Here is a 13,291-nt window from a genome sequence, read left to right as displayed (position 1 = left end):
ACATCGCAAGGAAAGAATCTTTCTTCAGATCGTTAGGGAACTTTCGGTGAAAAGTCCCCCTGCCTGACAAGCCGCTCCTATGAAACTCCAAAGTCTGAGACAAAAAAACCGCCTGTGAATGAACAGGCGGTTTGAGGACAATTATTGCAAATTGTGTTTTTTACACGCCCAGATAGCGTGTCCACAACGTGCGGTCCGCTCCCAGTGCCTCAGAATTTCCCTGCCAGACCAATTTGCCCCGTTCCAGAATAATGTGGTGATCCGACAAGGCCATCAGGCGCTCGACATATTTGTCGATCAGCAAGATGGTCTGCCCTTCTTCACGCAACACGGCCAGACAGTTCCAGATTTCCTCACGTACCTTGGGCGCCAGACCTTCGGATGCTTCATCCAGAATCAGCAGCTTGGGGTTGGTGACCAAGGCACGGCCAATGGCCAGCATTTGTTGCTCACCACCCGAGAGCTGATTGCCCATATTGGACGCACGCTCCCGCAGACGCGGGAAAAAATCATAGACACGTTCAGGCGTCCAGGTTTTGTGCGCCTTGGGGTTGCGATTGCAGGCAAAGGCCGTCAGGTGCTCGGCCACCGTCAGGTTGGGAAAGCATTGACGCCCTTCAGGCACAATGGCGATACCGGCCCGGGCGATACGGTCCGGATTCCAGCCTGCAATGGACTGGCCGTCGAACTTCACATCGCCGCCGCGCACGGGCAACTGGCCCAGAATGGTTTTCAGCAAGGTGGTCTTGCCCATGCCATTGCGACCCAGCACTGTCACTACCTGACCGCTGCGAATGGACAGATCCACCCCAAACAGCACCTGACTGGCGCCATAGCCACTTTGTAATTGAGTCGTTTCAAGCATGGCTTTCCACCTTGGTTGGAGCTGGCGTGTCATCGTCGCCCAGATAAGCTTGGCGCACCGCCTCGTTGTCGCGGATCTCGGCCGCAGTACCAGTCGCAATAATGTGGCCAGCCACCAGCACGGAGATCCGGTCAGCCAGGCGGAACACCGCCTCCATATCGTGCTCGACCAGCAACATGGTGGCCTTGCCGCGCATGGTCTCGATCAGCTCGGTCAAACGCAGCGTTTCGTCCGGCCCCATGCCTGCCATAGGCTCATCGAGCAACAGGACTTGCGGCCGGCTGGCCAAGGCCAGGGCAAACTCCACCTTGCGCTGCTCGCCATGCGGCAAAACACCGGCCTGGGTATGCAGCAGCGAGGCATCAATGGCGCATTCGGCAGCCAGGGCACGGGCTTGTTCATACAGCTCGGTTTCCGTCTGCCGCGCACGCCAGAAGCGGAAACTGCTGCCACTACAGGCCTGCAGGGCCAGTACCAAGTTATCCAGTACCGTGTAGTTCTTGAAGATATTCGTGATCTGGAAGGACCGTGCCAGCCCAGCGGCAACGCGCTGGTGACCGGACAGGGCCGTCACATCGCGCCCTCCCAGCAAGAGTTGCCCCGAGTCCGGGCTCAGGGTACCCGACAACAAGTGAATCAGGGTCGATTTACCGGCCCCATTCGGGCCGATCAGACCATGGATTTCACCGGGAACCAGATCCAGGGAAACATCATTGGTAGCCTGCAAAGCACCAAAGCGCTTCATCAGACCACGGGCTTGCAAAGCGGCTGTGCCGCTGCCCGCCTTGGCGGCGGCTATCGTGTTCGTCATGCTTGCTCCTTGGCGGCCGTTGCCGGATCAGCAGCCGAACGGACACGTACCAGTCCGGCCAGTCCTTTGGGTGCGAAAAACACCACCAGCAGCAACAAAATACCCAGCGGCATATGCCAGTACTCCGTCCAGTTGCGCAGGATTTCTTCCAGCACCAACATCACGAACGCCCCCAGCGCACCGCCATACAACAGTCCAATCCCCCCGACCAGCACCATGATGATCAGGTCGGCCGACTGGGTCCAGTTCATCAGGCTGGGCGAGACAAACAGGTTGTGGTTCGCCAGCAAGGCGCCGGCCAGGCCCATGATGGCGCCACTCAGGGTATACGCCGTCAAACGGATGCGATAGACCGGGTAACCCAGGGTCGTCATGCGACTTTCGTTTTCACGGGTGCCCATCAAGGCCTGTCCGAAACGGGCATTGACCAGACGGTTGAACAGGAACAGAACCACAAGCAGGATAGCCAGAACCAGGTAGTAAAAGCTCAGGTCATTGCTCAGATCGATTCCGGGCAGCGACGAGGGGCTATACATATTCAGGCCGTCCTCACCCCCGTACTGGCGCAAGGAGATGAACATATAAAAGATCATCTGGGCAAAGGCCAGGGTAATCATGATGAAGTACACACCACGGGTACGCAGCGACACCGCCCCCGTCAGGAACGCAAGCAGACCGGAGATCAGCATGGCAGCAGGCCAGGCGACCAGGCCGCTTTGCACACCTTCTGTGGCCAGAATACCGACGGTGTAGGCCCCTGCCCCAAAAAAGGCGGCATGACCCAGCGCCACCATCCCGCCATAGCCCAGCACCAAATTCAAGGCACTGGCCGCAAGGGCATAGATAAAAATGCGGCGAACAAACGAAATGTAGAACTCAAGCCCATACATCGGTGCAATCAAGGGAAAGGCCAGCAAAGCCAGCAGCACCAGGGCCGACAAAATACGCGAAGTAGACATACATTAACCTCGCGCCGGGAACAGGCCCGAAGGACGGAAAACAAGAACCACCGCCATCAGAACGTAAATCGAAATGGCAGCAATCGTAGGCCCGACGCTGGAAGCGACGTCAGCCGGGAAGATATTACGCAGCAACATGGGCAGGAACGCACGGCCAGCAGTATCGACCATCCCCACCAGCAGAGCGCCCACAAAAGCGCCGCGAATCGAGCCGATCCCACCGATCACGATACAGACCAGAACCAGGATCAGAATATCCTCGCCCATACCGATCTGAACCGCGGTAATAGGGCCGAGCAGCGCACCGGCCAGCGCAGCCAAGGCGGCGCCCAGCGTGAACACGCCCAGGAACAAAATAGGCACCCGCACACCCATCAGGGTGGCCATCTGCCGGTTGGAGGCGCCTGCCCGCACCAGCACACCGGCTCGTGTTTTGGTCACGAAGGCATACAAGGCCAGCGCCATCACCAGACCAACCGCAATAATCATCAGACGGAAGGCGGGATAGAGGAAATCAGGCAAGAGTTCTACCGGCCCGGACAACAAGGCGGGCATATTCAACATTACGGGGGTTGGCCCCCAAATCATTTTGACCACATCGTTGGCGATCAAAATAACGGCGTAGGTTCCCAGTACCTGAGCTAAGTGGTCACGAGTGACCAGCTTGCGCAGAATGAGAATTTCCAGGGCAATACCGACCAGGGCTGTCACTGCCACCGCCACCACAATGGCGGCGGTAAAAGACCCTGTACGCTGCATGGTTTCCGCGGCCACATAGGCTCCCGCCATATAGAGGGAGCCGTGGGCCAGGTTCATGATATCCATAATGCCAAAGACCAATGTCAGGCCCGCGGCAATCAGAAACAACATCAAACCAAACTGCAAACCATTCAGCAATTGCTCGCTAATCAGAATGAGCGACATGCTTTTACCACCTGTGAATCTTAATTAAGTTTGCAATCTTTGGCGTAGACGTCCTGGTAGGAGTCAAACACCTTGCTGACCATACGGTTGACCAGACGTCCATCCTGGTCCTTGACCACTTCACGCAGGTAATAAGCCTGGATAGGGAAGTTGTTGTTGCCGTAGGTAAAGGGGCCACGCACCGAGTTGTAGTCGGCCGCTTTCAATGCCTTGAGCACCGCCTCACGGTCCGAGACTTTGCCGTCCACTTGCTTGACTGCGGCATCGATCGCCAGAATCACGTCATAGGCCTGCGCGGCATACACCGAGGGGTAACGGCCGTCGTAGGCTTTGCGAAACTCCTCCACAAAGGTCTTGTTGGCCGGAACGTCCAGATCAGGCGACCACTGCGCAGTATTGAGCATGCCCAAAATCGGCTCGCCCACGGCTGGGATAATGTCCTCGTCACCCGAGAAAGCCGGGCCCAGCAAGACCACATCTTTGTTCAGGCCAGCCGCCACAAACTGTTTGATGAAGTTGATGCCCATGGCGCCGGGCAGAAAGAAAAACACAGCCTGAGGCTTGGCGGCACGAATCTGGGCCAGCTCTGCCGAGTAGTCGATCTGACCGAGCTTGGTGTAGAGCTCATCGCTGACCGGTTTGCCATACCCACGTTTGAAACCGTTCAGATGATCCTTGCCGGCTGGATAGTCAGGAGCAATGATGAACATCTTCTCGTAGTTGCGGTCTGCCGCCACTTTGCCGGCCGCCTCGTCAAACGCATCGTTCTGATAGGACACCCCAAAGAAATAAGGATTGCAGCCTGCGCCGGCCAGTTGGCTGGGGCCTGGATTGCTGGTCAGGTAAGGCACCTTGGCCGAGAACAGAGCAGGAGCGACAGCCAGCGCCACGTTGGAGCCGACAGGCCCGGTAAAGAAGTCGATCTTGTCACGCTGCACGAAACGATTGACCAACTGGCGGGCCTGGTCGGGATTACCGGCCATATCCTGCTGGATGAACTCGGCCGGAAAGCCGCCCAGCTTGCCGTCCAGTTGCTTGATGGCCAGATTGAAACCGTCACGAACCTCGCCCCCCACGGCAGCAAACGGACCCGATGTGTCCATTGCCATCCCCACCTTGATGGTTTCGGCCTGAGCCAAAGAACCGCCAAAAGCCGCAGCCAAGGCCACGGTCAATGCAATACCTTTCATGTTATCTCCTTGCGCCACCGCGCTTATAGGCTGTCTTTATCTAAGATGCACAGCAGATCGAACCACAAATGCAACCACGCCAACCGTTCATTTATAAATAGTTTAGTTATGAAACAATTTTGCTGGCAAGCTGTGGTTTTTACCTACACCTCCTCGAAATCCTGCTCATGCGACAGGAAACACGAACCTGTGCCAATCGCAGGGACGGATAAGCACTATAACGACTGCGGACACCGTCGTTTATGCACGTTTTCCTTGATTTTGTTAACAGTATCGCCGCTAGTCGGCTGCTAAACTGGGCGCTCGCCTCATTCTTGGAGATCCCATGCGTATTTCCCATTCCCTGTGCCGCCTGGTCCTGGGCAGCGCCCTGCTCCTTCCCTTTCTGAGCCATGCACAGTCCCCGGAATCCGTTTATCTGGCAGATCTGGCCAAGTCCAATCCGCACGTCGCCCAGCAATACCAAAAGCTGATGCAGGACGTGGCCAACAATGCCAGTTGGGTCAAGGACTTCGGCACCGCCTCACCAGGCCAAACCGTTTCTCTGGATGGACGCGACTATCAAGTCTTTTCCGGCTGCAAACCACATGACTGCCCCCGTGCCAGCTATGTCGTTCTAATGGATACGGAAAAGCAGACCCTGACCCAGGGTGCGTTCGTGGAGAACAAGGAAGCAGGCTTAGGTTTGGACAGCAGCCAAATTCAATGGCTGGGCAATCCGGAACTTGACCAGATCCGTCTGATGGCACCGGCCCTGTTTTAGGAAACAGGGCTTGACCTTGCCCCTGTGGCAAGCCTTAAGCTCGCTTCATTGTTTTTATCCAAGGAGTCAGCCATGTCCACCTTTTCTGTTCCCGACATGACCTGCGGCCACTGTGTACGCAGCATCACTGAGGCCATTCAGGCCGTTGCGCCTCAAGCCACGGTCAGCACGGACCTGGAAAAACATCAGGTCACCGTGCAGGGTCTGGATAGCGCACAAGCCCTGAAAGTGATTGAAGAAGCGGGTTACACGCCCAGCCCGGTGTAAACACACAGCGCCGGGCGCACAGCCCACGCATTCACACCACAAAGGCCGGTATCAACCGGCCTTTGTGCTCTGCCTGGAGCAAGAACACCTGTTGGCAAGGTTGGCATCACAACAGCCACCTTGGCCGAGGTACCCGCCGTTGACCGCAAGAATCGGAGTGCTGGCGATGAAAGACCCGCGTATTCTGGCGTCGTCATCAACATTGACAGGGCTTTTGCCATGAAGACGGACCTTGCTTACGAAACCGACGAGCAGCGCTGGGCGGCCGTACAAGCGCGGGATGCCGCCGCCGACGGCCATTTTGTCTATGCCGTGCGCACAACGGGCGTGTACTGTCCCCCAAGTGCCGGCAGTCGGCTGCCCAAACGTGAAAACGTTGAATTCTTCGATTCTGCCCAAGCGGCTGAGGCGGCCGGCTACCGTTGCAGCCGTCATCCCAGTAAAGACCAGAGCAGCGCTGCCGCCGAGCGGGCGGCCCTTGTCGCACGCGCCTGCCGTCTTATCGAGGCCTCGGACACCCCACCGTCACTGGAAGAGCTGGCCGCGCAAGTTGGCAAAAGCCCCTTTCACTTTCATCGACTCTTCAAGGCAGAAACCGGTCTGACGCCCAAAGCCTACAGCTCGGCCGCCCGGGCACGCCGACTGCGCAAAGAACTGAGCAGCCCAAACACCTCCATTACCGATGCGATCTACGACAGTGGATTCAATTCCAACAGCCGGTTTTACGAGGCCTCCGGTCAATTGCTGGGCATGCGCGCGCGCGACTACCGGGCTGGCGGCGCCGGGGCCGTCATCCGCTTTGCTGTGGGCCAATGCTCGCTGGGTGCCATCCTGGTCGCTCAGAGCCAGCGCGGCATCTGCGCTATCTTGCTGGGTGAGGACCCCGAGCAATTGCTGCGCGACCTGCAAGACCAGTTTCCCAAAGCCGAACTGATTGGCTGCGACGCTAAGTTCGAGCAATTGATCGCCCGAGTGGTGGGTTTTGTCGAGAACCCATCGATCGGTTTGCACTTGCCCCTGGATGTGCAAGGCACCGCCTTTCAGCAACGTGTCTGGCGTGCGCTGTGCGAGATCCCATCCGGCGCTACGGCCAGTTATACCGAGATTGCTGATCGCATCGGCTCACCCAAGGCAGTACGCGCGGTGGCCCAGGCCTGCGCCTCCAACCACCTTGCGGTCGCGATTCCCTGCCACCGCGTCGTACGACGCGACGGCGATCTGGCAGGCTATCGCTGGGGCGTGGAACGCAAACGCGAGCTGCTGCGCCGCGAGGCACAAGACTGAGGACGGGCCAACTGCCCGGCAACTGCGGCTCCCTCGGTCAGGACAGATACCCGCGCTTGCAATACCTGCCAAACAACACGACGCCACGGCCACCAGGCCTGTCATGCGAACCGTCTCCTTCACGCCTTGAGCCTGCCGAATTCGAGAACAAGAAACGGAGTTCCGCGCGAGCTCAGGATCATTACGATGTGAGCTCTCAATGAACCCAGTGGGAGGTTTCACAAATGGCTTTACTGGATGGCAAAGTGGCAATTGTCACGGGGGCATCGTCGGGTATCGGACGCGCCACGGCACTGATGTTTGCGGCCCACGGGGCGGCACTGGTTCTGACGGCAAGACGTGGTGCCTTGCTTGAGGAACTTGCCAGCACCATCCGGCACGATGGCGGAGAGGTCGAGCTGGTGGTCGGCGACATTACTCAGGCCCAAACCCATGAGCGGCTGGTTGCAGTCGCCCTGAACCGATTCGGCGGTTTGGACATCGCCGTCAATAACGCCGGCATCATCGGCCCCCTCAAACCTCTGGTGGCGATAAGCCCTGAGGAATGGCAACACACACTCCAGACCAATCTGACCGCAGCCTTTCTAGGGGCCCGCAGCCAGATTCCGGCCATGCTCACGCGTGGCAGCGGTTCACTGATTTTCACCTCCAGCTTTGTCGGCACCAGCGCGGGCCTTCCTGGCATGGCGGCCTACGGGGCTTCAAAAGCCGCACTCATGGGATTGGTAAAAGGCATTACGGCTGACTATGCGGCTCAAGGCATACGGGCGAATGCCCTCTTGCCTGGCGGCACCGATACAGACATAGCCGGAGACCCCAGCACCAAGGAATGGGCAGCGGGGCTGCATGCCCTGAAGCGCATCGCCCAAGCAGACGAAATTGCGTCCGCTGCGCTCTTTCTGGCCAGCCCCTTGTCCAGTTTTGTTGCCGGATCAGCCCTGTTCGCGGATGGCGGCAATGCCGCCGTAAAGTGACGCCGCACTGCGTCCTGAGCACAGAGGAGTCCCTGCACGGACTCCCGGCGGACAAAGGCTTAGCCCAGTTGTCCTAACACCGGGAATGTTTTGAGCACCCAGATCGCAAAACGGGCCAGTTCACCGCTTGCCATGGCCCAGCCCATCACAATCAACACCAGACCCGCACCCCAACGCACATAGCGTCCAATCGTGCGAATTTGCGTCATGCGCTGCAAAAAGGGCGTCAAAAAGCACGCGGCCAGAATGAAGGGAACACCCAGGCCCAACGCATATACAGACAGCAGGATACTGGCTTTGCCTGCGCTGGCGGTACTGGCCCCCATCATCAGAATGCCAGCCAGAATCGGGCCGATGCAGGGAGTCCAGCCAAATCCAAATGCCAGCCCCATCAGCGTTGCGCCACCGGGGCCCGCCGCTTTACCGGACTCAAAACGGTAGTACCGTTGCAGACTCATGGGCATGCGCAGCACACCCATCACACTCAAACCGGCTAAGGCCACCATCACGCCTGCCGCCACATTCAACTCATAGCGGTAGGCCATCAAGAGCTGGCCCAGGTAAGACAGGCTGGCCCCCAAGGCAATGAACACCAGCGAAAAGCCGGCAACAAAGCACACGCTGCGGCCCAGTAACTGGCTGCGCTTGACCTGGGTATATACCTGGCCGTCCCCGGCCAGATAGGACAGGTAGCCGGGAACCAAAGGCAAGACACAGGGGGACAAAAACGAAGCCATGCCCGCCAGAAACGCCGTTATCAGGGCAATCAGGCCCAAATCCAGAGACGCTATTTCCATATCAGGGAGCCGCGGCAGGTTCCGGTTCCGAGTTCGCTGGCATACGCATACGCTCACGCGCCAGTTGCAAGCCCTGATTCACGACCTTGGCGGTTTCCGAATCGGGCGGGAACTGCGCCAGCAAACGCTGCCAGTAATCGATGGCGGCCGGATACTGCTCCTTGTGCAAAGCCGCAGCCCCCGCCAGCATCAGGCCCAAGGGCTCTTCCGGATACAGATCCAGGGAACGTTTGACCAAACGGCCGGGCAACCCATCCAGGGTGTCGATTCCAGCCAGCAACATGGACTCGGCATATTCAGCCAGTGCCGTCGGGTCTCCGTCCACCACCGGCATGGCTTTGGCATAGGCCTCTGCCGCTTGCTGATGACGACCGTAGTAACGGTGCGAGCGGGCCATCATCAACCAGGCCCCCGGGTCATCCGGGTTTTCTTTCAGACGCTGTTCCAGACGGGCCACCATGGCCTCAATATCCACGGGCTGTGCGTTAGCCTGTTGCTGCACGGCGGCAGGGTCCAGCATCACCGGGTTACCCAGATAAAAGTACAGGGCGATGGCAGCAATCGGGATGCTGATCATCAGGGTCCAGGCCAGCCTGGGGGCGCCAGTGTGCTGAACAGTCTCCGTTTTAAGCCCTTCGCTCTCTTCCAGTACGCGCTGACGCAAATCCATCTGCGCCTGCTCGAAATCTTGAGCGGACAAGACACCGGCCTGCTTGTCCCGCTCAATTTCTTTCAACTGCTCGCGCAAAATCGCCAGGTTCGCCTGCTTGTGTTCAACCACACGCTGCAAGGCTGGCTTGCGTTTGACGCTCAGCATCAGATAGGCCGCACACAGCAGTACCAGCAGCGCGGCTACGCTATAAAAAACAATAGTCACGATTGTTCATCCCGATAAGAACCCTGCAAAAGGGCATCGGCTTGACGGCGTTGCTCATCCGTCAGGGCCGTTTCATCACCCGCACGGCGTCGACGGCGCAGGGTAAAGGCATAAACCAGAAAGCCAGTCAGTAACAACAGGGCTGGTCCCAGCCAGAGCAGTGCCGTGGTGGACTTGAAGGGAGGGCGATACAAGATGAAGTCGCCGTAGCGGTCCACCATATACGAGCGGATTTGATCCGGGCTGCGGCCCTGCCCCAACTGCTCCATGATCTGATGGCGCAAGTCCACAGCCAGCTCGGCACGCGAAGCCGCAATAGACTCGTTCTGGCACACCAGACAACGCAGCTCAGCAGCAATTTCCAACATCACTGACTCCTGAACTCCCTGCGCGTCAGACTGCGCCTGAGCGGTGGGTACCAGCAGCCACATACTGGCAAGGAAAGCGGCCATCCATACACGCATCATCATGGCTCTTGCTCCAAACGACGGATTAAGGGCAATAAGGTCTCCTCCATGGATTCACGCGAGACAGGGCCGATATGCTTGAAGCGCACAATGCCCTGCTTGTCGATGACAAAGGTCTCCGGTACGCCATACACGCCAAAATCAATGCCTACGCGGCCATCCCTGTCCATAACGGACACTTCGTAAGAATTGCCGTTGCGCAGCAGCCACTCGCGGCTTTCCTCAGGCACGTCCTTGTAGTTCAACCCCACCACCGGCACCTTGTGCTCAGTGGACAGCTCTTTGATAAAGGGGTGTTCGGTCAGACAGGGATAGCACCAGGACGCCCACACATTCAGCAGCCAGACACGACCCTTCATCTGCTCGCCCGAAAAGCTGACTTCGGGATTGTGCAACTGAGGCAAACTGAAAGAGGGTGCAGGTTTGTCCAGTAACGGTGAAGGCACTTCGCTCGGCTTTAACGTCAGACCGATGCCCAGAAAAACCAGCAACAGGACAAAGCCAATCAGAGGAACAGTAAAACGATTCATGCCTGTACCTGCGTATTCATGGCTTTGCTCTGCACAGCGGCACGGGTTTGCCTGGCGCGATAGCGTCGATCACTTATTGCCAGTCCACCGCCCAGGGCCATCAGCAAACAGCCTAGCCAGATAAAGTCCACCAGGGGCTTGTAGTACAGACGCACACTCCAGCCACCCTGCTCAAAGTTATCGCCCAGCGCCACGTAAATATGGCGCAAGCCATTGGCGTTGATCGCCGATTCCGTCATGGGCAAAGCCGAGGACAGATAGGTACGCTTTTCCGGGTACAAGGTCGACACTACTTTGCCGTCCTGCAGCAGCTCCACCGTGCCACGCTCGGCCGAGTAGTTCGGGCCGGGCACAATACGCACGCCCTGAAAGCGCGCGTCATACGCGCCCACCTGCGCCGTCTGGCCAGGCTGCAACAAGACATCGGTTTCTGTCTCGTAGTGGCTGACCATGGTCACTCCCAGCACAAAGACGGCCACGCCGATATGAGCCAGATGCTGGCCCAGCCAGCTGCGCGGCTGAGAGAACACGCCTGAACGCGTGGCGCGCACACGCTTGACCACATCAAACAAGCTGCCCAGCACAATCCACATGGCCAGGCCGGCGCCCAAAGCGGCGGTACCCTGCCACTGGCCGTACAGCAAAGGAATGGCTGCGCCCAGCACCACGCTGAACACAATCACCAAGGCCAACTGGCGCACGATGTCCATCAAGTTGGCCCGCTTCCAGTTAGCCAGCACACCAAACACAATCAGGACCAGCGCCGGGATCATCAAAGGCACAAACACCTTGTTGAAATAAGGTGGCCCCACGGAAATTTTGCCCAGACCCAGCGTATCCATAATCAGGGGGTACAAAGTCCCCAATAGAACCGTGCCCGTCACGACGACCAGCAGGACGTTGTTGACCAGCAGCAAGGATTCACGCGATACCACGGCAAACTGCCCACCTGCGCCAACACGCGGCGCCCGCCAGGCAAACAGGATCAGGGAGCTGCCAACGATGACGGCGAACAGGCTCAAAATGAACACACCGCGAGCCGGGTCAGTTGCAAACGCATGTACGGATGTCAACACACCGGAGCGCACCAGAAAGGCGCCCAGAATCGACAGCGAGAAGGTGCTGATTGCCAGCAGAACCGTCCAGTTCTTGAAGCTGCCGCGTTTTTCCGTGACCGCCAAAGAGTGAATCAAGGCGGTACCCGCCAACCACGGCACAAAGGAGGAGTTCTCCACCGGGTCCCAGAACCACCAGCCGCCCCAACCCAGCTCGTAATAGGCCCACCAGCTGCCTACAGCGATACCCAGGGTCAGAAACAGCCAGGCAGCTGTCGTCCAGGGACGCGACCAGCGCGCCCAGCTGGCATCCAGACGCCCGGCCAACAAAGCGGCAATTGCAAAGGCAAAGGCCACCGAAAAACCCACATACCCCATGTACAGCAAGGGCGGGTGAACAATCAGGCCAATATCCTGCAAGAGCGTGTTCAGATCCAGACCTTCTGCCGGAACCGGGAACATGCGCTCGAAGGGGTTGGAGCTGATCAGCACAAACAGCAAGAAACCGGCCGTGATCAGACCCAGCACACCCAGTACACGAGCCAGCATGGCCTCAGGCAAGGAGCGCGAATAAATGCTGACGGCAAAGGCCCAGCCCGTTTGCATGAACATCCACAGCAGCAGCGAGCCTTCATGCCCGCCCCACACCGCAGCAATGCGATAGAACAAAGGCAGCTTGGTGCTGGAATTCTGCGCCACATAAGCCACGGAGAAATCAAAACTGGCAAAGGACCAGGCCAGACACAGCAAGCTGAAGGCCACCAGACCAAACTGCCAGCGGGCCGCTGGACGGGCAAAGGCCATCCAGGCCAGATTGCCGCGCCAGGCCCCATACAAGGACACAATGCCTTGGGCCAGTGCCAGCACAAACGCAAGAATCAGGGCAAAGTGCCCAAGTTCCGGGATCATGGCTGAGCTCCTTGTTTCGCACGCTCGGCCTGCTCCATGGCGTGCATGGCCTCCGGCGGCATGTAGTTCTCATCGTGCTTGGCCAGCACTTCTTCCGCCACAAAATGTCCCTGTTCGTTCAAGCGACCTTGGGCCACGACGCCTTTCCCTTCTTGAAACAGGTCGGGCAAAATCCCGGTGTAGCTGACGGGCACCTGGGCCGCACCATCGGTGACCACAAAGTTCACGGCCATGCCTTGATCTCCACCGCGACGGATACTGTCCATCTGCACAATGCCACCGACTCGGAAGGTGCGGTTCTCGGGGCTTTGTCCCTGGCTGACTTCGGTAGGGGTAAAGAAGAACACCAGACTACTTTGAAAGGCATTCAGGATCAGGGCCGTCGCAGCGCCCAGTACCACCAGAGCCCCCAAAATCAGTACCAGACGATTCTGTCGCTTAGTCATGACCTTGCTCTCCCAGAGCACGCTCGTCACGCACGCGCTGCCAGGCGCGTGCCCGCCCTGCCCGTGCAACCAGCACCTCGCCCAGGATCAGCACGGCACAGGCCAGCACCGAACCCCAGACATACACGGCATAGCCGCCCATAGCGAAAAAATCGCTCACACTCGACCAATGC

General features: G+C 58.4%; 16 protein-coding genes. 4 read left to right on the top strand and 12 right to left on the bottom strand.

Going from position 1 to position 13,291, the window contains the following annotated elements; genetic code table 11:
• Positions 1–160: 160 nt before the first annotated feature.
• Genes RSQ48_RS03065 through RSQ48_RS03045 form a run of 5 tightly spaced genes read right to left on the bottom strand, consistent with a single transcriptional unit; the run spans position 161 to position 4,749 of the window.
• Positions 161–865, bottom strand: coding sequence for an ABC transporter ATP-binding protein (locus tag RSQ48_RS03065; RefSeq protein WP_059318648.1), 705 nt, complete (start codon positions 863–865; stop codon positions 161–163).
• Positions 858–1,676, bottom strand: a complete 819-nt coding sequence (locus RSQ48_RS03060; protein WP_003803775.1) for an ABC transporter ATP-binding protein — start codon at positions 1,674–1,676, stop codon at positions 858–860. The genes RSQ48_RS03065 and RSQ48_RS03060 overlap by 8 nt, the downstream gene beginning before the upstream one ends.
• Positions 1,673–2,635, bottom strand: a complete 963-nt coding sequence (locus tag RSQ48_RS03055; protein ID WP_003803776.1) for a branched-chain amino acid ABC transporter permease — start codon at positions 2,633–2,635, stop codon at positions 1,673–1,675. Before RSQ48_RS03055 ends, RSQ48_RS03060 begins: the two co-directional genes overlap by 4 nt.
• 3 nt (positions 2,636–2,638) lie before the next feature.
• Positions 2,639–3,559: a branched-chain amino acid ABC transporter permease gene (locus RSQ48_RS03050; RefSeq protein ID WP_003803777.1), complete on the bottom strand. Its 921-nt coding sequence runs from the start codon at positions 3,557–3,559 to the stop codon at positions 2,639–2,641.
• A gap of 20 nt (positions 3,560–3,579) precedes the next feature.
• A complete protein-coding gene (locus RSQ48_RS03045) occupies positions 3,580–4,749 on the bottom strand; it encodes an ABC transporter substrate-binding protein (RefSeq protein WP_003803778.1) in 1,170 nt (389 codons plus the stop codon).
• 325 nt (positions 4,750–5,074) lie between these two features.
• Between RSQ48_RS03045 and RSQ48_RS03040 the strand changes: the two genes are divergently transcribed.
• The 4 genes from RSQ48_RS03040 to RSQ48_RS03025 all read left to right on the top strand — a co-directional run bounded on the left by RSQ48_RS03040 (position 5,075) and on the right by RSQ48_RS03025 (position 8,037).
• Positions 5,075–5,512 (top strand): Ivy family c-type lysozyme inhibitor, encoded by a 438-nt coding sequence (locus RSQ48_RS03040; protein ID WP_003803779.1) that lies wholly within the window; start codon positions 5,075–5,077, stop codon positions 5,510–5,512.
• Between the two features lie 72 nt (positions 5,513–5,584).
• Complete coding sequence (locus RSQ48_RS03035; protein WP_003803780.1) at positions 5,585–5,779, top strand: heavy-metal-associated domain-containing protein; 195 nt, start codon at positions 5,585–5,587, stop codon at positions 5,777–5,779.
• A 219-nt stretch (positions 5,780–5,998) separates the two neighbouring features.
• Positions 5,999–7,063: a bifunctional DNA-binding transcriptional regulator/O6-methylguanine-DNA methyltransferase Ada gene (gene ada, locus RSQ48_RS03030; RefSeq protein ID WP_059318801.1), complete on the top strand. Its 1,065-nt coding sequence runs from the start codon at positions 5,999–6,001 to the stop codon at positions 7,061–7,063.
• 224 nt (positions 7,064–7,287) lie between these two features.
• Entirely contained in the window at positions 7,288–8,037 is a 750-nt protein-coding gene (locus RSQ48_RS03025; protein ID WP_131071289.1) for an SDR family oxidoreductase, read from the top strand.
• 59 nt (positions 8,038–8,096) lie between these two features.
• Here the strand turns inward: RSQ48_RS03025 and RSQ48_RS03020 are convergent, their stop codons facing one another.
• From RSQ48_RS03020 to ccmD, 7 genes are read right to left on the bottom strand one after another with little or no spacing between them, the layout of a single operon-like run.
• Positions 8,097–8,834: a cytochrome c biogenesis CcdA family protein gene (locus RSQ48_RS03020; RefSeq protein ID WP_003803783.1), complete on the bottom strand. Its 738-nt coding sequence runs from the start codon at positions 8,832–8,834 to the stop codon at positions 8,097–8,099.
• A 1-nt stretch (position 8,835) separates the two neighbouring features.
• Positions 8,836–9,711, bottom strand: a complete 876-nt coding sequence (ccmI, locus tag RSQ48_RS03015) for a c-type cytochrome biogenesis protein CcmI (protein ID WP_003803784.1) — start codon at positions 9,709–9,711, stop codon at positions 8,836–8,838.
• Positions 9,708–10,181: a cytochrome c-type biogenesis protein CcmH gene (locus RSQ48_RS03010; protein WP_415302153.1), complete on the bottom strand. Its 474-nt coding sequence runs from the start codon at positions 10,179–10,181 to the stop codon at positions 9,708–9,710. The genes ccmI and RSQ48_RS03010 overlap by 4 nt, the downstream gene beginning before the upstream one ends.
• On the bottom strand, positions 10,178–10,708 hold the full coding sequence (locus RSQ48_RS03005; protein ID WP_003803786.1) for a DsbE family thiol:disulfide interchange protein: 531 nt from the start codon (positions 10,706–10,708) through the stop codon (positions 10,178–10,180). Before RSQ48_RS03005 ends, RSQ48_RS03010 begins: the two co-directional genes overlap by 4 nt.
• Entirely contained in the window at positions 10,705–12,672 is a 1,968-nt protein-coding gene (locus RSQ48_RS03000) for a heme lyase CcmF/NrfE family subunit (RefSeq protein ID WP_003803787.1), read from the bottom strand. Before RSQ48_RS03000 ends, RSQ48_RS03005 begins: the two co-directional genes overlap by 4 nt.
• The gene (gene ccmE, locus RSQ48_RS02995; RefSeq protein ID WP_003803788.1) at positions 12,669–13,118 is read right to left on the bottom strand and encodes a cytochrome c maturation protein CcmE; all 450 of its coding nucleotides are present in this window, start codon (positions 13,116–13,118) and stop codon (positions 12,669–12,671) included. The genes RSQ48_RS03000 and ccmE overlap by 4 nt, the downstream gene beginning before the upstream one ends.
• Entirely contained in the window at positions 13,111–13,278 is a 168-nt protein-coding gene (gene ccmD, locus RSQ48_RS02990; RefSeq protein ID WP_230406251.1) for a heme exporter protein CcmD, read from the bottom strand. The genes ccmE and ccmD overlap by 8 nt, the downstream gene beginning before the upstream one ends.
• Positions 13,279–13,291 lie beyond the last annotated feature (13 nt).

Origin of the sequence: Alcaligenes sp. SJTW-7 (assembly GCF_047716895.1) — a bacterium.
Classification (GTDB): Bacteria; Pseudomonadota; Gammaproteobacteria; order Burkholderiales; family Burkholderiaceae_B; genus Alcaligenes; species Alcaligenes ammonioxydans.
The sequence above is the reverse complement of the archived record's forward strand: the minus strand, read 5'-3'. Positions and strand labels throughout refer to the sequence as shown.

Coding starts and splice junctions, on each gene's coding strand:
- RSQ48_RS03020 (WP_003803783.1), bottom strand. CDS start 8,834: ATGGAAATAGCGTCTCTGGATTTGGGCCTGATTGCCCTGATAACGGCG.
- RSQ48_RS03065 (WP_059318648.1), bottom strand. CDS start 865: ATGCTTGAAACGACTCAATTACAAAGTGGCTATGGCGCCAGTCAGGTG.
- RSQ48_RS03045 (WP_003803778.1), bottom strand. CDS start 4,749: ATGAAAGGTATTGCATTGACCGTGGCCTTGGCTGCGGCTTTTGGCGGT.
- RSQ48_RS03060 (WP_003803775.1), bottom strand. CDS start 1,676: ATGACGAACACGATAGCCGCCGCCAAGGCGGGCAGCGGCACAGCCGCT.
- RSQ48_RS03055 (WP_003803776.1), bottom strand. CDS start 2,635: ATGTCTACTTCGCGTATTTTGTCGGCCCTGGTGCTGCTGGCTTTGCTG.
- RSQ48_RS03035 (WP_003803780.1), top strand. CDS start 5,585: ATGTCCACCTTTTCTGTTCCCGACATGACCTGCGGCCACTGTGTACGC.
- RSQ48_RS03040 (WP_003803779.1), top strand. CDS start 5,075: ATGCGTATTTCCCATTCCCTGTGCCGCCTGGTCCTGGGCAGCGCCCTG.
- RSQ48_RS03005 (WP_003803786.1), bottom strand. CDS start 10,708: ATGAATCGTTTTACTGTTCCTCTGATTGGCTTTGTCCTGTTGCTGGTT.
- RSQ48_RS03025 (WP_131071289.1), top strand. CDS start 7,288: ATGGCTTTACTGGATGGCAAAGTGGCAATTGTCACGGGGGCATCGTCG.
- ccmE (WP_003803788.1), bottom strand. CDS start 13,118: ATGACTAAGCGACAGAATCGTCTGGTACTGATTTTGGGGGCTCTGGTG.
- RSQ48_RS03000 (WP_003803787.1), bottom strand. CDS start 12,672: ATGATCCCGGAACTTGGGCACTTTGCCCTGATTCTTGCGTTTGTGCTG.
- RSQ48_RS03050 (WP_003803777.1), bottom strand. CDS start 3,559: ATGTCGCTCATTCTGATTAGCGAGCAATTGCTGAATGGTTTGCAGTTT.
- RSQ48_RS03010 (WP_415302153.1), bottom strand. CDS start 10,181: ATGATGATGCGTGTATGGATGGCCGCTTTCCTTGCCAGTATGTGGCTG.
- ada (WP_059318801.1), top strand. CDS start 5,999: ATGAAGACGGACCTTGCTTACGAAACCGACGAGCAGCGCTGGGCGGCC.